Annotated in this window: 18 protein-coding genes and 1 pseudogene; 8 read left to right on the forward strand and 11 right to left on the reverse strand. The window is 44.7% G+C overall.

Annotated features, from left to right (window positions below; all coding sequences use genetic code 11):
- The first annotated feature begins 1 nt into the window (after position 1).
- The 4 genes from MKY20_RS04405 (at position 2) to MKY20_RS04420 (ending at position 4,318) form a co-directional block, all read left to right on the forward strand.
- Complete coding sequence (locus MKY20_RS04405) at positions 2–943, forward strand: aminoimidazole riboside kinase (protein ID WP_251266778.1); 942 nt, start codon at positions 2–4, stop codon at positions 941–943.
- A 274-nt stretch (positions 944–1,217) separates the two neighbouring features.
- Positions 1,218–2,729 (forward strand): malate:quinone oxidoreductase, encoded by a 1,512-nt coding sequence (locus MKY20_RS04410; RefSeq protein ID WP_019380518.1) that lies wholly within the window; start codon positions 1,218–1,220, stop codon positions 2,727–2,729.
- A gap of 183 nt (positions 2,730–2,912) precedes the next feature.
- Entirely contained in the window at positions 2,913–3,362 is a 450-nt protein-coding gene (locus MKY20_RS04415) for a helix-turn-helix domain-containing protein (RefSeq protein WP_019380519.1), read from the forward strand.
- An 83-nt stretch (positions 3,363–3,445) separates the two neighbouring features.
- Entirely contained in the window at positions 3,446–4,318 is an 873-nt protein-coding gene (locus MKY20_RS04420) for an AraC family transcriptional regulator (RefSeq protein ID WP_019380520.1), read from the forward strand.
- Positions 4,319–4,476: 158 nt separating this feature from the next.
- Here MKY20_RS04420 and MKY20_RS04425 read toward each other — a convergent pair whose 3' ends face one another.
- From MKY20_RS04425 to MKY20_RS04455, 7 genes are all read right to left on the reverse strand, one after another.
- On the reverse strand, positions 4,477–4,614 hold the full coding sequence (locus MKY20_RS04425; RefSeq protein ID WP_019380521.1) for a YvrJ family protein: 138 nt from the start codon (positions 4,612–4,614) through the stop codon (positions 4,477–4,479).
- A gap of 69 nt (positions 4,615–4,683) precedes the next feature.
- On the reverse strand, positions 4,684–4,902 hold the full coding sequence (locus MKY20_RS04430; RefSeq protein WP_009332391.1) for a DUF2922 domain-containing protein: 219 nt from the start codon (positions 4,900–4,902) through the stop codon (positions 4,684–4,686).
- 40 nt (positions 4,903–4,942) lie between these two features.
- Positions 4,943–5,161 carry a DUF1659 domain-containing protein gene (locus tag MKY20_RS04435; RefSeq protein ID WP_009332390.1) on the reverse strand — a complete coding sequence of 73 codons (219 nt, stop codon included), beginning with the start codon at positions 5,159–5,161 and terminating at the stop codon, positions 4,943–4,945.
- A 285-nt stretch (positions 5,162–5,446) separates the two neighbouring features.
- Positions 5,447–5,932: a sigma-70 family RNA polymerase sigma factor gene (locus tag MKY20_RS04440; RefSeq protein ID WP_251156348.1), complete on the reverse strand. Its 486-nt coding sequence runs from the start codon at positions 5,930–5,932 to the stop codon at positions 5,447–5,449.
- A gap of 192 nt (positions 5,933–6,124) precedes the next feature.
- Positions 6,125–6,937 carry a hypothetical protein gene (locus MKY20_RS04445; RefSeq protein WP_019380523.1) on the reverse strand — a complete coding sequence of 271 codons (813 nt, stop codon included), beginning with the start codon at positions 6,935–6,937 and terminating at the stop codon, positions 6,125–6,127.
- A 94-nt stretch (positions 6,938–7,031) separates the two neighbouring features.
- Positions 7,032–8,024, reverse strand: coding sequence for a DUF3231 family protein (locus MKY20_RS04450; protein ID WP_033196498.1), 993 nt, complete (start codon positions 8,022–8,024; stop codon positions 7,032–7,034).
- Positions 8,025–8,041: 17 nt separating this feature from the next.
- Positions 8,042–8,746, reverse strand: coding sequence for a DUF421 domain-containing protein (locus tag MKY20_RS04455; RefSeq protein WP_019380525.1), 705 nt, complete (start codon positions 8,744–8,746; stop codon positions 8,042–8,044).
- A gap of 166 nt (positions 8,747–8,912) precedes the next feature.
- On the opposite strand from MKY20_RS04455, the gene MKY20_RS04460 reads away from it, so the two are divergent.
- Positions 8,913–9,062, forward strand: a complete 150-nt coding sequence (locus tag MKY20_RS04460) for a hypothetical protein (RefSeq protein WP_019380526.1) — start codon at positions 8,913–8,915, stop codon at positions 9,060–9,062.
- Between the two features lie 43 nt (positions 9,063–9,105).
- Here the strand turns inward: MKY20_RS04460 and MKY20_RS04465 are convergent, their stop codons facing one another.
- Entirely contained in the window at positions 9,106–9,591 is a 486-nt protein-coding gene (locus MKY20_RS04465; protein ID WP_251174345.1) for a hypothetical protein, read from the reverse strand.
- A gap of 185 nt (positions 9,592–9,776) precedes the next feature.
- Between MKY20_RS04465 and MKY20_RS04470 the strand changes: the two genes are divergently transcribed.
- Positions 9,777–11,471 carry a methyl-accepting chemotaxis protein gene (locus MKY20_RS04470; protein ID WP_251156346.1) on the forward strand — a complete coding sequence of 565 codons (1,695 nt, stop codon included), beginning with the start codon at positions 9,777–9,779 and terminating at the stop codon, positions 11,469–11,471.
- A gap of 180 nt (positions 11,472–11,651) precedes the next feature.
- Here MKY20_RS04470 and MKY20_RS04475 read toward each other — a convergent pair whose 3' ends face one another.
- Together MKY20_RS04475 and MKY20_RS04480 are read right to left on the reverse strand one after the other, a co-directional pair.
- Positions 11,652–15,407, reverse strand: coding sequence for a S8 family serine peptidase (locus MKY20_RS04475; protein WP_341000482.1), 3,756 nt, complete (start codon positions 15,405–15,407; stop codon positions 11,652–11,654).
- 424 nt (positions 15,408–15,831) lie between these two features.
- Positions 15,832–16,038, reverse strand: coding sequence for a thioredoxin (locus tag MKY20_RS04480; protein ID WP_251174342.1), 207 nt, complete (start codon positions 16,036–16,038; stop codon positions 15,832–15,834).
- 216 nt (positions 16,039–16,254) lie between these two features.
- Here MKY20_RS04480 and MKY20_RS04485 point away from each other — a divergent pair.
- Positions 16,255–16,851 (forward strand): annotated as a pseudogene (locus tag MKY20_RS04485) (class I SAM-dependent methyltransferase).
- Between the two features lie 34 nt (positions 16,852–16,885).
- Here MKY20_RS04485 and MKY20_RS04490 read toward each other — a convergent pair.
- Complete coding sequence (locus tag MKY20_RS04490) at positions 16,886–18,058, reverse strand: tetracycline resistance MFS efflux pump (protein WP_009332379.1); 1,173 nt, start codon at positions 18,056–18,058, stop codon at positions 16,886–16,888.
- A gap of 198 nt (positions 18,059–18,256) precedes the next feature.
- Between MKY20_RS04490 and MKY20_RS04495 the strand changes: the two genes are divergently transcribed.
- Positions 18,257–19,591 (forward strand): MFS transporter, encoded by a 1,335-nt coding sequence (locus tag MKY20_RS04495; RefSeq protein WP_009332378.1) that lies wholly within the window; start codon positions 18,257–18,259, stop codon positions 19,589–19,591.
- The last annotated feature ends 6 nt before the right edge of the window (positions 19,592–19,597 follow it).

The following is a 19,597-nucleotide window of genomic DNA, read 5'->3' on the forward strand; positions in this document are numbered from 1 at the left end:
TATGAAAGGGGTTCTATGTTTAGGGGAAGCTCTGATTGATTTTATTCCCCTGGATTCTGATAATTCTACCTATCAAAAGGCTCCGGGCGGGGCACCGGCTAATGTTTCGGTAGGAGTGTCGAAGCTTGGAGGGAAGGCCGCCTTCATTGGAAAAGTCGGAGACGATGTGCTCGGTCGCTTTCTCAAGGATACCTTGAAGGGGTACGGGGTCCATACACAATATATGAAACTGACGGATGAAGCGCGGACAGGTATTACGTTTGTGACGTTAGAGCCCTCTGGTGAGCGGGATTTTAGTTTCTATATTAACCCAAGTGCAGACAGTTTCCTGAATAAAGATGAGATTGACTGGTCCATTTTTGAAGAATATAAGATTTTTCACTTTGGCTCAATCTCACTGATTCATGAGCCATCGAGGACTGCAGCCCTTCAAGCAGTGAAGAGGGCCAGGGAAATGAATATGCTTATTTCCTATGACCCAAATCTCCGCTTAGGATTGTGGGGTTCCGAGGAAAGGGCAAAAGCAGAAATTATGGCGACTCTCCCCTATGCCGATATTCTAAAAATTTCGGAAGAAGAACTCACCTTTTTAACTGGATGCAATGATATGGAAGAAGGAATATCCCGGCTTCCTGAGAATCAGCTGACAATCGTTACGCTGGGCAGTGACGGCTGCATCTTCCGTTATAAAGATGAGATTGGAAAAGTTCCTGCATTGCTATACAAGGTGGTGGATACCACCGGTGCCGGAGATGCATTCGTTTCCGGTCTCCTTTATTGCATAAATGAATCTCCTAAAGCTTTAGAGGAGCATTCGCATGACGAGATGGCCTTCATGATTCGCTTCGCAAATGTGTCAGGGGGCCTGGCCGTCACAAGGAAAGGTGCTATGACCGGTCTTCCCTGCCTGGATGAAGTGCAGAACATCTTAAAAAAGACATAAATTTACCAAACAGCAGACAAACCTTCCAATACTGGAACCGTTTTGTCTGCTGTTTTGCTTCCGAAAACCCCCGCGCCGCTTTCTAATTTGTCTAAAATAGTATATAATTATCAGATAATACTAGCTATCTTACCCGATCAATCATTATAATAGAATAGAATGTGTATTTTGTGTGACGGAAAAGGTGTGTCCTTGGGTGATGCCTTTCGAGTGGTGACACCTGAGCAGAGCGCCTGCAGTTTTTGGCAAATATCTGGGATAAGGAAGGTTTAAAATGAGCAGCGTACAGAACAAAACAGACGTTATCTTAATTGGTGCCGGAATCATGAGCGCGACTTTGGGGTCTTTACTGAAAGAGTTAGCACCTGAGTGGGAGATCAAAGTGTTTGAGAAGCTCGCTAGCGCAGGAGAAGAAAGCTCTAACGAATGGAATAATGCAGGGACGGGACATGCTGCATTGTGCGAGCTTAACTATACATCTGAAAAATCTGATGGATCAATAGATATCACTAAAGCGATTAATGTAAATGAACAATTTCAGCTATCCAGACAGTTTTGGGCTTATCTTGTAGAAAACAACCTGATTCGCAATCCGCAGGACTTTATTATGCCAATCCCTCATATGAGCTTTGTTCAGGGGGAAAAAAATGTATCGTTTTTGAAAAAACGATTGGAAGCGCTGTCAGCTAATCCGCTGTTTCAGGGCATGGAATTTTCCGATGACCCTGAAAAGCTGAAGGAATGGATTCCGGTGATGATGGATGGCCGCACTTCGGACGAACCAATCGCAGCTACCAAAATCGACTCTGGAACGGATGTCAACTTCGGTGCGTTAACACGCATGCTGTTTGACCATTTAAAGAGTAAAAATGTCAATGTCCATTATCAGCATAGCGTAGAGGATTTGAAGCGTGCTGATGATGGATCATGGAATGTAAAAGTGCGAAATATGGAAAGCGGCACAACCGAAAACCATCAGGCGAAGTTCGTATTTATCGGCGGAGGCGGCGGAAGTCTGCATCTGCTTCAGAAGACGGGCATCCCTGAATCCAAGCATATAGGCGGATTCCCGGTAAGCGGACTGTTCCTCGTCTGCAACAAACCGGAAATTGTCGAGAAGCATCATGCAAAAGTGTACGGAAAAGCCAAAGTAGGTGCACCTCCAATGTCCGTGCCGCATCTGGATACAAGGTTTATTGATAACAAGAAATCCCTGCTGTTCGGGCCATTTGCCGGCTTCTCGCCAAAGTTCTTAAAGACAGGCTCCAATATGGACCTGATCAAGTCTGTTAAACCGAATAATGTCATCACCATGCTGGCAGCTGGTGCAAAAGAAATGGGGCTGACAAAATATCTGATTCAGCAGGTCATGCTATCCCATGAACAGCGCGTCGAAGAATTGCGCGAGTTTATCCCTAATGCACAGAGTGAAGACTGGAGTGTCGTGGTCGCAGGCCAGCGTGTGCAGGTTATCAAGGATACGCCTGCCGGAAAAGGAACCCTGCAATTCGGCACCGAGGTAGTCAGTGCCTCAGATGGCTCGGTTGCTGCCTTGCTCGGAGCTTCCCCGGGTGCTTCAACTGCCGTTAACGTCATGCTTGAAGTATTGCAAAAATGCTTCCCGCAGTATATGGAAGAGTGGCATTTTAAAATCAAGAAAATGATTCCGTCCTACGGCATGTCACTATCCGAGAACCCTGAGCTGTTCCGTGAGATTCATGAATCAACGGCACAAGTGCTGGGACTGAGCGAAGCAGAAAATCAAAAAGAGCTGGCCTATAACTGATCTTAACCAGATAGAACCTTTGACCCTAAATGCGGGTTGAAGGTTCTTTTTTATATGGTGAAAAACCAGTTTTAAAGCCTCTGCAACCTATGCGTGCGGCCCCGGCAACCATTCCTGTCTTTACTTTTGGCCAAAAAATTCACCATAATGGGAGTATCGATTTGCAGAAAGGTGATTGTGAATATGATTTTTGCCGAGAAGCTTAAAAAGGAGAGGAAAGAGAAAGGATGGTCACAGGAGGAACTGGCTGAAAAGCTGTTTGTGAGCCGCCAGTCTGTTTCCAAATGGGAAAATGGGCAGAACTATCCCAGTATTGAAATTATTATTAAACTGAGTGATCTGTTTGGGGTTACGATTGATGAATTATTAAGGAGTGATGAGGATTTGACGGAGAAAGTGATAAAGGACAGCAGGCAATTAGCGTATCCAAGATTGAAAGTATTTTTTGATTGTTTATTTCTGATAGGATCCGCTATGCTAATCATTAAACTAAGCATTCTAGGCCTTAATCATTTTACTGAATTAGAGATCCCTATTCGCGGATCATTTTTCTGGAATTTCGGTCCATTATTCTTAATGCTGGGCGGTGCAATTTTCTCTGACACATTAAAAAAGAAATACAAAAATGAGTAACGCAACCCTGCATTCTTGTGCATGGATTGTCGGGCCGCACCCTGCAGCTCCTGCTATTCTGTAGATAAGAGGAGGTCATCGAAATGGATTTGCTGCAAAATATGAATCGGGCGATGAGGTATATTGAAGAACATTTAACGGATGAAATCGACTTCAAAGAACTAGCAAAGATTGCGTTTTGCTCAGAATACCATTTTAAGCGAATGTTCTCCTTTCTTGCAGGTGTAACGCTTTCGGAGTATATCCGCAGGAGACGGCTGACATTGGCGGCCTTCGATTTGAAGGATAAGAATGCCAGGGTCATTGATGTAGCATTCAAATATGGGTATAGCTCGCCTGATTCGTTTACGAGGGCATTCCAGCAGCTTCATGGCATCACTCCTTCAGAAGCCAGGAGCAATGGCCACGCTCTCAAGGCTTATCCGCCGATGACCTTCCATTTATCTATTAAGGGAGGAAATGAAATGAACTATCGTATAGAAGAAAAAGATGCCTTTCGGATTGTAGGCTTAAAAAAGCGGGTGCCGATTATTTTTAACGGTGTGAATCCGGAGATTGCAGCCATGTGGGAGAGCTTAGATGAAAAAATGATTCTTAGGCTCAAGAGTGTATCGGATACAGAGCCATTTGGCCTGATCAGTGCTTCAGCCAATTTTTCTGAAGGCAGAATGGAAGAAAAGGGTGAACTGGACCATTATATCGGAGCTGCCACTGCAAAGGAATGCCCGGAGGGGATGGCATCTCTTGAGGTTCCGGCCTGTTCATGGGCGGTATTTGAAGCAGTGGGTCCGTTTCCGGAAACGCTTCAGAATGTCTGGGGACGGATTTACTCAGAATGGTTCCCTTCATCATCTTATCAGCAAATAGATGGGCCGGAAATCCTCTGGAATGAAAGCAAAGATACCGCTTCGCCTACATTCCGCAGTGAAATCTGGATTCCGGTTATGAAAAAATAGGGCTCCTTACTATGGAGTCCCGCCCTTTTAAAATGAGTATTAAAATCCTGTCTAGCTTCAATGGGAAAGCATCCAGCAGTCTAAACACCGCACGATTCAGCTATTAGGAGGAGCGCCCAGCCCCATGAGGTGTCAGGGGGGCAGGCGCTTCCGCTTTTCTATTCTTTCAGCCTATCCGGCAATCCCTGGATTGAGGACACGACTACATCAAGCTTGGCTTCGATCCGGTTCAGCAGAAAAAGCGTGACCACAATCGGGAAGCCGAGTTCGCTGATCAATGTGACCATCTGTTCCATCATGCATGCTCCTTTCTTTTTTACAAGCTATAAAAAAGGCCGGGTTCCAAAGAATCCGGCCTCATTCCCTTACACTAATTCATAATCTGTTACATTGCGTTCTATTAATCTAGCGCCTTTGGCAGAAACAAGGTCACCGCCATTTCCGTCAAATGCGTTCACTGCAATGATCTGTTCCATCACTGCCTTCACAGCTGCCGGATCAATCGGCTCCTTTGGGCTGTCAACCGATAATTTGGTTTCCTTGCCCAGCTCCGTTTCAAACGTCATTTCAAGTGTCTTCGCCATTCCCTTTCACACCTCCCGAATTGGTTATTTTCAATAAGAATTAGCCTAAAATATCGAAGCTGTCATTTCTGTTCAGCTCAGTCAGCGGATAGCTTGATAATCCAGCGATTGCCTGTCCCACTGTGAAAAGCTGGTCCGCTGTAGCGGATTGCTTCACACTGTTGTAGGTTTTTGATTTGTAGACAGGCTTGCCCTGTCCGTTCAATCCTGTTTCAAAAACCAGGCGAAGCTTTGAATCAATGATGATTGCCTGTGCCATTCCTGCTCACCTCCCTTTCACCTTTATAATCGAAATGAAGGATGTAAAAAGACAGGGTGCGGAAAAAATTTTTTAACAAATCAGAAAGCCTAAAATTTTGATGCCGATAACTGTCTAGCTCCACAAGGAAAGCAACGACAGTCTAATCACCGCATGATTAAAAGCGTCAGCTTTTAGGAGGAGTGCCTACCCCTTGAGGAGGCCTGGCCCCCAGAATGAGGGTCATACAGACGTTGCCACAGGACGTGGCGTTCTTAGTCTGCGTTGGCGCATCTGCTTTTCTTATTAATCTAGCTGAAGTGTGGTCCTAAGTTTTGTGAGGGCGCCTTTTTTCCAGGCTTTTACCGCTGAAGCCGTTACTCCATGCTGTTCGGCGATCTGATTGACTGTCAAATCATAGAGGAAAGCCGATAGAACCCAGATGGTCTGATTTTTGGTGAGGCTGCTGCAGTATGAAAGCAGCTGCTCTTCTTCAAGTGGCTGATGTTTATAGGAAGATTCCGCTGAAGACCAGAATTCTTCACTCCGGGTGACAGTGCTGTTTTTCTGCATCCTGGTTTTTCTCAATTCATCAATCAGTTTCTGTTTAACGATGGTATAGGCGAATGTCAGAAACTTTCCCTGTGTATGATCAAATAGATACCACGCCTCCCAAAGCCGGATAAGGGCGATTTGAAAATACTCTTCCTGGTTTTTATAAATGCTCAAAGATCGAATAATCTGGTGAATCATCGGTTCATATTGTGCTGCCACTTGCTCAAAGCTCTCCATGCTGGATTCCCTTCAGGAAAGCGCGCTCTCTTGTATTCCCGGGTAGCTCAAACATAGCTTTTTCATCATTTTTTTACGAATTGGGTAAAAGCCGTAAATTGCCAGTTAAGACCCCTTAACTCGGGAGTTAGGGGGTCTAAGTCCGGACTTAGGGGGTCTAACTTGAAAGTTACGGGCAGTAACGAAGTTTTTTTATTTTTTATAAAAAAATTCCGCGAAAAAATCCTCTTCACGCGCTGAAAAGCCCATTTCGAATAATTCTTCGTAGTACTGCTCTTCAAATTTTCTTGTTAAAATTCCATAGAAATACGCGATAGGACGGGCGATTGTACAGGTTTTCATTTTCCGGATCAGCTGTTTAAAAGCATGGATAGCTGTGTCCAGCACCACGTTCAAATTTTGTTCACAATTGTGCTTGTAAGCGGCTATGGCTGTCATTCTCCAGAACTCTTCAATCTGCATTGCTTCCGGAATAAAGTAACGTGCAAGTTCTACAAATGCTTTTGGAACACGATCACTGGTAAAGGTGTAATCAAGTCCGGTTTTGGAACGATTAGTATTCTTTTGATTTTTATTAGTTTTAGAAAGATTGATAGTTTTATTAGGGTGGTCCATTTTTTTCTTTTTTGGTGGTTCACACTTGGGAAAACGATTAAATACATACAAATTGCTGGACTGGGATCCGTTTTTTCTTTCCGTTTCATGAACGGTAAAGAGACCGAGGCTTGCGGCCTTGGCTGTCATTCTTTTAAAAGTGGAGCGGGAAATGCCATTGCCGCAGTATTCCGCATGAATGGCTTTTAAAACGGTCCCGATCTTGGCATTGGAAACACCGGGAACCTTCGCGGCAAAACGAACAAGCCGTTTCAGTCCAAGAAGTTCTCCCTTCGAAAACTCATTCTTATGTACAGCAAGCCACATTTCCAGATGGGCATTAAATTCCTGCAGATCTTTAAATTGAGAAAACTGTCCAAATTGGTCCACACTTCCTGATTTAAGATTCATATCTTTGCACCGCCCTTTCATCTCTGATAATCGAAATGAAAGAGTGGAAAAGGCAGGGTGATTGGTAAAAAATGTGACAGAATGGTGAAAACTCTTATACCTGTCTCCCTGCTGGCTGTGGCGGCTGTTCGAGCCATTTTTGCTTTATGGCAATCAGCAGGCCTTTTCCGTAAAAGAGGGACATGTCTTTGGAAATGCTCAGCAGCTTTATGACAATATCGGATCTTAGGCTGGAGGTCAGTGCCTGGCTGATCATGGTGAAGCAGAAGATGCCGAGACAAGTATTTACAAAAAACAGCATGATCTTCTCGGAAAATGGAGGGGTGTCCACGTCAAAAATTTGATAATCTCCCGATGAGGACAGCGGAATATGTTCATTTTCCATAATGTCTCGGAGGGAAGATAACACTTTCTCAATCAAATCCCTTCCTTTGCTGAAATGGTCTTTCATTTCATTGCTTTCAGCAATAGTACTGAAGGCAACAAAGATCATTTTCGAGAATTGGGCTCTGTGAATAATTCTCGATATATTCGCTATTTCAGGAGCATTCAGCGGTCTGGAACCGCCCTTGAACCCATTGAGGTATTTAAGGCTGCGGGCAAAGTCGATCCGATCCTCCATCTTTAATTGCGGATGCTCTTGGTAAATGCCTTTAGATAACATCAAATCAACAATTTCATTCTGTATTTTTAACGTGAATTTAAGAGTAATCTCAAAATAATTCCGAATATCTTTACGGGTGCTTTCTGATAGGGCGCTTGGATATGTGCTCAATGAAAGCTGGGTGATATCATGGCAAAAAAATAAAATGAAATGATCTGAAAATAACTTCTGCCCATTGATCCTTACATCCTTTTCAGTGAAGCCGCGGGGAACGGAGAGATTCTCTTTACTGAAAAAATCCTGGAGCTGCTTAAGGTTTTTCTCGGATTGATGCAGCAGTCTTCCAGCAATCTTTTTAATTTTCCGATCCTCTGCAGTTTGAAAAAAATAAGTAAAAAATTGCAGCTCCATGCTGTTTTTTAAATACGATGACCAAATATTTGAGATTTCAGAAACCGTCAGCTCTTTAGAAAGCACTGTCATCACTCCTTTTAGCCAAATTAATGATATAAAAATACCTTCAAGGTTCCTTTGCTGTCTAAGGTAGCTAACAGAACATTATTAATTTCTGTCTGATAGAAACGTTCTAAATGGGCGATTAGCCATCTTTCATCCTTTTGCATGTTTTGCAGCTCTTTTTTATCCACTTTACCTTCCTTAATAATGGTTATAGGCATATCGAATGGTTCTGCATTTCTTTGCAGGAAAGCAGGTGTAATGGGTTCGTATTTGGGATCTAAAAAGAAGGAAATTCTCCCGCTTGCTTCCCATAGAGCCAGCGCTACCTTTTTTACATCTTCTACTTTTTTCTCCCGAAGTTCCTCCAGCAGCACATCAATAGAAATCCTTGCTTTGTTTAAGCCTTTGTATATGATTTCGCCACTCTGCACAATGATGATGGGCTTGCTGTTTACCAGTCTTCTGACTGCTGGCCATTTCAGGATACTGAATAAACTGATAAGGTAAAGGACCACGAGTACAATGGTTGTAACAATTGAACCCTTTAGTCCAAGCTCCTCATCTGATAAGGGATGGGCAATAATGTTGCCTATGACAAAAGCCATTACTAAGTCAAGGAGCCTTAATTGGGAAATAGCACGCTGCCCCAGCACTCTGACGACAATGACTAAGAAGAAATAAGCGATGACAGCCCTGAGTCCCCACTCCATAGCAGAAAGTGAGTGCTGACTCTGTAAAAAATCCATCTATGGCACATCCTTTAATGTAAAAAGTAAGCTTGCATAGTTCAGCTTTATACAAGTGTTTTCCTATCCAGCTGCAAATATTCAAAGGTGAGGAAGGTTTGTAAATTATTAACAGTACATATAAGGTTTGCCTTTTTGAAAAACTAAGCGAAAGGAGGTTATAAAAATGAAAAAACTCTTATTGATGCTTTTTCTATCTCTATCATTCGTAACGTTAACGGGCTGCGGAAACGATGAAAAGCCTGAGGAAGACGAACAGGTTGAAGATGTGGAAGAAGAGGATGAAATTGGTGACGGCGAAGTGGATGATGAGTAAGTGTTAGCCTGAAAAAAGGAGTGCCCATCCCGGGCACTCCTGTTCATGTAGAGGATAAACACAAAACAATGATCTTATAAGGTGTAGTCTGGGCAGGGATGCTTTTGGTAGACGGACCATAGATTACAACTAGGTCTCTGTTTGCGGGACTGCCGGTAAAGGCCTGCCCATTTGTCAGCACCATCTGGGTGTACGGAGAAACATTTAATTGCAGCTGGCCATCACTGCTGACTAGCTGGCTATTAAAATAGTCAGTTTTCACATTTTGGTGAGAAGTATGTTTTACGACCACTAGCGCACGGTATTGAGGAGGATATATCAGCGGAATAGGAGCATTGCCGTCATAATACCCGGTAATGATGTCACCTGCTGAAAGCATGGATTGATCTAAAACGTAAGTGGAGGAGGATACAATGAAATTGGCAGTTCCCCCCATTCCATTATCAACGGAAATGATTTTATGGCAGCCGTCTCCGTTAAAATCGGAGATCTGCGTAATGGTCCCGGTGAAATAGTGAAAATTGGTCATGTTCTTCCCCCGTTCTTATAAAATAAAGCCTCGGATTTAACCAATATATTAAAACAGCCTACTTTACGTTCCTTTGTAAATTTACAAAACATTACTTTTCATCCAATCTTTACATACAATTTACATTCGCTCTGTATAATTTCTTTTATAGGTCATTAGTATGATAATTTGGGGGTTTTGGATAAATGAAGAAACGGCTGAATAACTTTGCGGCAGCCTTCAGCCATAAGCTGAACCTGGGAACAAGATTATTGGCACTGTTCTTTACCCTGCTGCTGCTGTCGATAGCGGCAGTGGGAGTTAGTTCCTATCTTAAAACAAAGGACATGGCAATCAAAACAATTGAGGATAGATTGGCAAGAGAAGCGGAATTAATGGGATACATAGCGGAAAACTTAAAGTTTGTGTATGTCAGTGATGATTCGTACTTTAAGCAGCAGCTCGAGGCCAGTGTCCGTTCTCAGCAGAAAAAGCTGCAGGCAGATGGGATTGACTCTGATTTTTTCTATCTTTCAGATAACAAGATTACGCCTTTTAAGGTCAGCAGCAAGTCAGATGCCGCTTTTTCAAGGGGTACGATCAATGAGATCAGCACAATGAAAAATGGAGTCATACACATTGAGATGAACGGGACAGATTATACAGCGGCCTTTCAGGAGATGAAGGAAATTAGCGGCGTCTATGTAGTCCTCATCCCGGCAAAAGCGTATATGTCTGATGTGCATGCGATCGGGTATTTTATGATTGCAGCGATTGTGATCAGTTTATCGGCTGCTTCAGCCATTATTAGTCTTTTTGTAAGAAAAATAACGAAGCCTTTGAACTTATTAAGAAACACCATGCGGGAGGTTCGGGAAGGAAACCTGCAAAACACGCTTGAGATTCATACAGAAATTCCCGAAATGGTTTCTCTGCAGAAAAGTTATAACAGCATGATTGAACAAATGAGGAGCCTGCTGCGGGAGCTGACCGGCACAACGAAGGAGCTTGAGAGTACGGGCAATGAGCTGAAAGGATCATCCTTCAGCGCTCTTGAAAGCGGACAGCAGCTGGTATCAGCCATTCACCTCGTGAAAATGGGGGCAGAGCAAACCGCAGCCAGTTCTGAAAATAGTGCGTCCAGTTTTAAAGAAATGAAAGATAAGTTCGAAGACATGTTTTTACATATGCAAAGTGTAAACCGCAGCTCGGAGGTGATGAATGACTCTGCCAGGCGCGGCGGGAACAGCATCAGTGATCTGATCGCTGCCATTCATTCCTTTGGTTCAGAATTTGGAAAATTGACCCTGACAATAAAAGAGGTCAAAGACCATTCCTTAGCGATTACAAATCTTGTCGGAATGGTAAAGGGAATTGCTGAACAAACAAGGCTGTTATCCTTAAATGCTTCCATTGAGGCTGCCCGGGCAGGAGAGGCAGGGAAAGGCTTTGCCGTGGTCGCAGGAGAAGTCCGGAAACTGGCTGAGCAATCTGCAGGTGCCGCAGAAGATATCACTCGGGGAATAAGAAATATGGAGAATATAACACTCAGAGCTTCAGAGGAATTTGACCAGCTCCATACGGAGATAAAAGGCAATCTTGAAATGGCAGGCCAATCCAAAATATCATTGGACGAGCTGATGAAAGAGATTTCGAATGTAAGCGGAAAGCTCCAAACCATGCAAACGGAGCTGAAAGGCCTGGAAAAAACGCTTCCGCAGCTTGAACAGGGAGCTGAACAGTTCTCCTCTGTTTCACAGGAAACATTGGCAAGTGCAGAAGAGATGCTTGCTGCCAGCGTCATTCAAACAGGACAAATGGAGAAAACGGATAAAATTGGGATGAAACTCAACTCTCTGGCAAGGTCATTGTCTGAACTGACAAGCCATTATAGGGCATAGCAATTAGAAAAGCGTAAGGCGAGCTATAAAGGTCGCCGAATCCTCCAAAAGCTGCCCTGGAGGGTTGCGGAGTTAGGCGGTTAACTAATCTATTAAAAAAGTGAACCAGGCATTGGCTGCCTGGTTCACATCTGCTCTGTACGCAATCCGCTGCTTAACAAGAGGTTCATCATTTTTTCATTATTTTAATCCATAAGCCTTGATGATTTCCTGATTTACACGATTGCCTGCATCATCCCATGCACTGGCACGCAGGGAGACAGAGGTTCCCTTCTTATTTGGATGCTTGATTTCGGCGGACCAGCCATTGCCCTTAGAAACTAACTTTGCAGCTTCCCATGTCTTTCCTTCATCAAAAGACACCTCCAGGGCTGCTCCTTTTATTTGGCCGTTTTCCGGAGCATCGGTTATTTGAACAGCTGATAAATCAAGCTTAATCTTTTTACCGGCCGTGGAGTTGCCTGACATGTCAGTGTCCACTTTATAATCAATAGAAATCAGCGGAAGAGCAGCCTGGAATTCTCCTTGCTTCTGTGACCAGAATGTCCACTCCGTATGTGTACGGACTGATGTGTTCCAGCGCTCTGCATCACGGGCAGCATCACTTACGAGTTTGTACTGGGTTTTTTCTTCCGGAAATTCATTAAATAAGTAGAGTGCCTGGCCCTTTCCTTCTTTAACCAGGTTATCCCCTTGATATAGCTTTAATGTCTGATCGCCAGGGTAATTCATGTCAGCTCCCGTATGTCCAGGTCCTGAGTCAGCCCAGGCAGGAACATTTAATATCAAATTATTGCCTGAACGGTATGGAGCCCAGAAACCATCACCAAAACGAGGACGGACGACTGGTGAAAACCATTCTTCATTCAACGTTTGACCCGGTTTGTAATCCACTTTTGGCTGTCTTACTTCCCACTGGGCATCGAGAACACCAGCCTGGTGGTACCATGATGTGCCTTTTTGTGCCGATACCCACTCTGTTCTGACAGACGGAAGTGACAGGGTCTGCAGGAAGCCTACTCCGGCAAAGCTGTGCGCCAGAATATCGTACCTGAACTCAGCACCCGGAGCAGGACGGTCTGATTTATATTCAGAGTTGATTTTAACAAGGTCCTTCGATTTCGGAGAATAGTTTACCTCTTTAGGCACTGCCTGATGATGCATGTCCACCAGGTCATATAAGTATTCCGAGTCAGGTGTACCCTCGACTTTTAAAGTCAATTTTCCAGACTTGGCAGCTGCGATCAGCTCTTTGCCTTCAGTGCTGCTGATGCCAGCAACCGGTAGAGGGCTGTTGGAAAGTGAAAAATCTTCATTTTCTATTCCTACCCATTCACTAAGCTCCTGAGGTCCATCATTAACGGTAATCAATAGTTTTGCTCCTGCTGCTAACGCTGCTGCAGCACGTTCTGATCCTGTTAATTCATCACTGCGCTGCACAATTACGGCTTTTCCTTTTACATCCAGATTTTCATAATCCTCTGGAGATCCATTTCCGGCATAGACAGCCTGCAAATTATACTTCCCATTCAGGAGAGTGCTGCCTGCCTGCGGGATATCATCCAATTCCTTTCCTTTGTAACCGATTGTCAGCATAGGTTCCGCCAGGCGCCAGCGCGTAGCCTGTGTGAATTCACCAAAGTTAACTTTCTCTGTAGGTGCAGCGTACATTTTATCCACCAATACTGGCAAAATGTAAATGTCATTCACTTCGTTTCCATTTATGCTGCGGTAATATTCCATTTTCCGATAATTGGCTTCTGTCTCTTTTGGAACATCAACAGTAATCTCGTTGGCCTTGCGCGCATCCAGCATAACTGTCTGAGGTCCATCCAGGTTAATTTCCGGGTCGCCGACAAGTGCAACACCTGCATGATCTGTATCAGCATCAACGTCCATCATGGACATAACGGAATACGTTCCTTTCGGCAGCCGCAGCTCCTTCGTGCCTTCCACAGACATGAACTGAGGATCGCCAGTTGGTCCCAACAGGTAGAAGTATGCGGAGGCAGCTTCCCCATCCCGATCAACTGCCTTTATGGTAAGGGGATACCTTTCATCTTCTTTAATCATGCCTAAAGACGTATGGACAATCTTTTGGCCTTCTGCTGAAGCACTGATATGACCCTGATAACGGGAGCCAAAATCACCATTATTCGGGTCCAGTGTAACGGTGACCTCGGCAATTCCATTAGCTGGAACAGTCACTTTTTCTGATGAAAGCTTTACCATTCCGGCAGGAGCATCGGTGTCATGGCTATCTTTCATCGATATTGACAGATCCAATGTCACATCCTGGCCGCTATCGTTTGTATACGTAATGGTCTTCTCAGCAGGAACATCATTCTCATGAGGCCAGTCATAGAAGCCAAAGTCGAGGGAACCAGTGGCCCTTATATTACCAAGCACTGCAGCTTCAGCATCAAGACGGCCAGTTCCGCCTTCAAAAGGGCTAATGTCCTCCAGCTTCCTTGTAGTGCTCATCAGAGCTTCTTTAAGCTGTTCTCCGGTCCATTCAGGGTGGCGCTGGGAGAGAAGGGCTGCAGCTCCAGCAACATGAGGTGTTGCCATAGAGGTGCCATCCATGCTCATGTAAGAGCCGCTTCCCTGGTTCGTATATTGAGAACGTGCAGCCATGATTCCTACTCCAGGAGCAGTGAGATCAGGCTTTAATCCTGAGCTTCCAAAGCTAGGCCCTTTAGACGAGAACCAGGCAAGATTGTCGGACTTGTCTACGGCGCCAACAGTAAGAGCATCGTCAGCAGCTCCTGGTGATCCGATTCCTTCACTGCCAGTGTTCCCGGCAGCAATAACAAACAGGGAACCTGTTTCTTTACTAAGATTGTTTACAGCTTGAGCCATTGGATCCGTTCCATCGCTTGGTTCAGAACTGCCCAGGCTCATATTAACGATTTTGGCATTTTCAGCAGCCCATTCCATTCCATCAATAATCCATGAATCCTGGCCAAAGCCTTCATTACTCAGGACTTTTCCTACAAGAAGACGTGAGCCTGGAGCCACACCCTGATACCGTCCTTCGGAGGCTTCCCCGGTCCCAAGCACTGTGGAAGCCACGTGTGTCCCATGTGCATGCATATCGGTTACTTCTTCTCCTGGAACGAAGCTCACTGCCTCATCCAATTGGCCTGCAATGTCCGGATGCTCTGGATCAATTCCGGTATCAAGAACAGCCACCTTTACGCCTGTTCCATCATAGCCGGATTCCCAAGCTGAAGGGGCTCCAATCTGAGGGACACTTTGTTCAAGAGAAGCTTCGACACGGCCATCCAGCCAGATTTTTTCAATCCCTGGAGCCAGTGCGGCTTTAGATTTCTTGGGGGTTTTGTTTGCTTTAGTAATTTCTTTCCAGAATCCCTTTGTTTCTTTCTTATCAGCTGTGACTGCTACACTATCTATGCTTTCAAGTACATGGGTTTTCTTTGAGCCTTTTGGGATTGGATGAGCAACAGCTGAACGGCCTTTGGATTCGGAATATTGAATGATGACCGGCAATTCCTTTTGATTCTCATCATCATAGCCGTCTTTAATTAAAGCCGTAATATTGAACAAATCCTGGTCCAAAAATCCGGAAGCCAGATATGGCATAGCCTGATCAGGAATGACATACGTTTCTTTGTTGGCTGTCAAAATACGTGCTCCACTTGCGGAGGGATCCGCTGGTTCAACATGAATGATATTCTTTCCATCTTCAAATTCGGTTACGGTTACGACATCACCCGTGATAAGGGTGATGTCATGCTTGCCTTTACTGGCTTTTGCATTCATCCCTTGCAGATCAGTTATTGCCGCTTTGCCATCTGCGCCTTTTAGAATGCCTTTCCCTGAATCATCAGCCGCAGCCTGCAGGGGCGGAACAGCCAGCATAGCAGCAGCCATGGCAGCTGTTAAATGCTTTTTAAACCTGAAATCTCCCATTCGTGCCCATTCTCCTCTTCAAAAGTATAGTGGTTCTCCCTTAAAGCAGCTGGGAAAGCACCCCTATTAAACTGCTTTAAATAATCAAACAACAACCTCTTACAACTTGATTCATAGTTCATAAGGTTCTATTGAAAAGTATAAGGAAGAAAGAACATTCTGTTAATTGGGGAAATTAAAAGGCAATTTAAGTGTTAATTCTGGGCTAAAAGAATTAGATTTTGATAAATTGATGGTTGATTGGGAGTGTCTGTAGGTATTTATGACAATAAAATTTGGGGTTATTTAATAGGGGAAGATAATAATACTGCAAATCTATTAATTTTAATAATCGCATCCTTGTGCTTATGTAATGCTGATTTTTAATAACCATCAGCTGGAATAGTCAACAAGGACCGGCGGAAAAGCACCGTCAGTCCTTGTTTTATACATCAAAAACACCCTCATAGATCCTCTTCAAATCATCTCGAAGCTTCTCGACCGGTATGAATCGCGCCTCTCTCAGAACTTCTCTTCCATCCAGATATAAGGCAATCACAGGCACTGTAAAAGCCATGAGGAACCCGGCTATCTCAGGGACCTTTCCTGCATTCACAGACCGGGATTCTATACCGGGATAATCCTTCAACACTTCCTCAACCTGAGGAAGCAGGCCATGACAGACGCTTCAGCTGTCAGTCAGCACATAAATAAGACCAAGCTCGGCGCTCTGAATAAACTGATGCACCTCTTCCATCGCTGTCAGCTCTTTCATCGTCATCATCCTCCTAAGCCGGCATTTTTTCCATTATACAATAGGATTTCCATAACCACTTCTAGAATACCTTATCAGGAAGGAGTGGTTCTATTGGCAAATCTATGGGAAGAAAAGTTCTCCGCAGAAGGATATTTATATGGTGAAGAGCCCAATGAATTTATCAGAGAGCATGCGTGGCGGCTTGAGGGACACAAACGAGTTGCTGCTTTGGCCTAGGGTGAGGGCCGAAATGCTGTGTTCCTTGCAAGAAAGGGGCATGAGGTAACCGCATGGGACTATACACAAAGCGGGCTAATAAAAACACAGCAGCTGGCTGAACGCCATCATGTCAGAGTAGAAACAGGGCAGAAGGATCTCATTCATGATTCTGTACCATCAGGGGAGTATGATGCTTCGATTATGGTTTTCGGCCACTTTCTGAAAAAAGATCAAAAGACTGTTTTCGATAAGCTCGTTTCTGTTGTAAAGCCGGGTGGAATCGTCATGCTTGAAGTCTATTCGGAGGATCAGCTCCTCTATGGAACAGGCGGGCCGAAAAGTGTTGATATGGTGTATGATCCCGCAGATCTTCTCCAATGGATTAAGAGCTATAAAGTCCTTCATTTCTTTTATGGCGAACAGGAGAGAGTCGAAGGAAAAGGCCATACAGGTACGGGGCATGTGATTCAGGCTATATTGCAGAAATAGAAAAAGGAGGCATAAGCGGCCTCCTTTACCTATTTTAAGATGTAATCGATTGGGTTCTGTTTACCTTCGCAGAATAAACACGGTACAACACGAATGCCAATCCGGAAAGCAGGATTCCCGAGATGTACGGGGCACCGATGCTCATGGTAAAAAGCCAGCCGCCAAGCGGGGGCCCGATAATACGTCCCAGGGAGTCAAATGATGACAGCAGGCCGGTCGTACTGCCGTGTCCAGTTTGAGATGTCTTTGTCAGCAGGGAAGATACGCTCGGGCGGATAAACCCGTTTCCGATTCCGAAAACTGTTAAGAATATCGCTGCTGTGGTAAAACTGTCAACCAGGAGAATAAGTCCAAAGCCAATGGCGGAGATGATGATCCCCAGTTGAATCACGGCTCCTTCTCCGTACTTTTTCGTCATTCTTCCTACTAAACCGCCCTGTACAAGGGCGCCTCCAAACCCCATGATCATAAAGATATAGCCAAGCTCTACGGTCCCAAGGCCAGCTTTGTCAGCCGCAAAATACGCGAAAGTTGCTTCCAGGCCTGCCAGTGACAACGAAACAAACAGCTGAAGGATAAACAGAATTCCAGTGTTTCCGCTTAAAGCTGTTAAAAGTCCTGGACGCTTAGCAGCTCCCTGGCTGCGCTGCTCTGGTGAAAGGGATTCCTTCAGCACAAGCATGACAAGGAAAAATGTAATAAATGAAGATGTTCCTGCCGCGTAGAAAGGAATGTTCAAACTTTCCCGGGAAAAGATGCCCCCGATTGCCGGACCAAAAATAAACCCTAAGCCAACCGCAGCTCCAATGATTCCCATCCCTTTTCCGCGGTCTTCTTCAGATGTAATATCCGCTACATAGGCCATGACAGTCGGCATATTGGCAGATGACAGGAAGCCGCCGATAACTCTGGCAGCAAACAGCATCCAAAGCTCAGTGGATAAGGCCATCATGAAAAAAGACAGGCCAAGGCCAAAAATACCGATCATTATGACCGGTTTGCGTCCGATTTTATCGGAAACGCGCCCCCACATAGGCGCAAACAGCAGCTGCATCAACGAATAAACGGCCATTAATAGGCCCAGTTCAGTGGGGGAGGCCCCTAATTCTTCCGCATAAAAGGGGATGACAGGTATGATGATTCCAAACCCCACCATAACAAGAAACATAACTGCGAATAAAAGAGGCAGTGCTTTTTTTGTATTCAACGTGTTCACTCCAGTTAAGGTCAAATTCCATCTAAGTACTATGATTATAACAAAAACATTCCCATACTTTCACCTTAGGCATTGGGCAGGTAAATAAGTTCTATTTATCAGCCAATTTTAAAAATATATTGAAATATCAAAATAATATAAACTATGATGAACTTGTACATTTTTACAGTCAAGAGAGGGGGAAATGGAATGGAAAAGAAATTAGAAAAGAAAGTGCTGATCGCAAGCCTGATCGGAAGTTCCATCGAATGGTTTGATTACTTTTTGTACGGGACGGTTGCTGCACTTGTATTTAATCAAATGTTTTTTCATAGCGATGACCCGGCTGTCGGTTTGATGCTGGCATATGCCTCTTTCGCACTTGCTTTCTTTATCCGCCCGCTTGGCGGGGTAATTTTCAGCCACATCGGCGATAAAATCGGCAGAAAGAAGACTCTTGTCCTCACACTATCCCTTATGGGCGGTGCAACTGTCCTCATGGGCTTTTTGCCTACCTACGACAATATTGGCACGGCAGCACCGATCCTGCTGATCATTTTACGCTTAATACAAGGTATTGGCCTTGGAGGAGAATGGGGCGGCGCATTGCTGCTTGCTGTTGAGTATGCCCCAAAAAATCGGCGCGGCTTTTTTGGAAGCATTCCGCAAATGGGTGTCACCATTGGAATGCTCCTTGGAACGCTTGCCTTATCCATCATGACTTTATTGCCTGAGGAAGCCTTTTTATCATGGGGATGGCGTGTCCCGTTCATCCTAAGTGCCCTGCTTGTCTTTTTTGGCTTATGGATCCGCAAAGGGATTGATGAAACACCATCCTTTAAAAAGGCCCAGGAGAAAGGCGAAATCGCCAAGATTCCGTTTGTGGAAACCATGCGCAGCCATTGGAAGGAAGTATTGATTGCAGTCGGCGCAAAAGTGGTGGAGACAGCGCCATTTTATATTTTCGGAACCTTTATTGTTTCCTATGCGACAACACAGCTTGGATTCTCACGCACTGTTACTCTGAATGCCGTTACGATTGCAACGATAATTACTACAATACTAATCCCGATCATGGGAAAACTGTCTGACAAAGTTGGCCGGAAAAAGCTATATGTGGGCGGAACGGTCCTGATGATGCTTTACGCCTTTCCATACTTCTGGCTGCTTCATCAGGGTTCGGCGTTTCTGCTGGTTGTGGCTACCATATTGGGTCTCGGGATCATCTGGGCTCCAATTACCGCTGTACTTGGGACTATGTTTTCAGAAATATTTAAGTCGAATGTCCGCTATACCGGCATCACACTGGGCTATCAAATAGGAGCCGCTCTGGCAGGAGGAACCGCTCCTCTCGTTGCAACTGCCCTGCTGAATGCGTATGACAATTCCTATGTTCCTGTAGCGTTATACATCATGCTTGCAGCTGCCATCTCTTTGATTGCGATTTCATCCGTCCGTGACCGAAGCAATCAGGACCTTGATTCTGATCTTCCAGGAGATGATGCATTCCATACAGGCTTCGGACAAACCGACCAAAAAGCTTAGAAAGGT

The sequence above is a fragment of the Cytobacillus sp. FSL W8-0315 genome (genome assembly GCF_038002905.1).
Classification (GTDB): domain Bacteria; phylum Bacillota; class Bacilli; order Bacillales; family Cytobacillaceae; genus Cytobacillus; species Cytobacillus pseudoceanisediminis.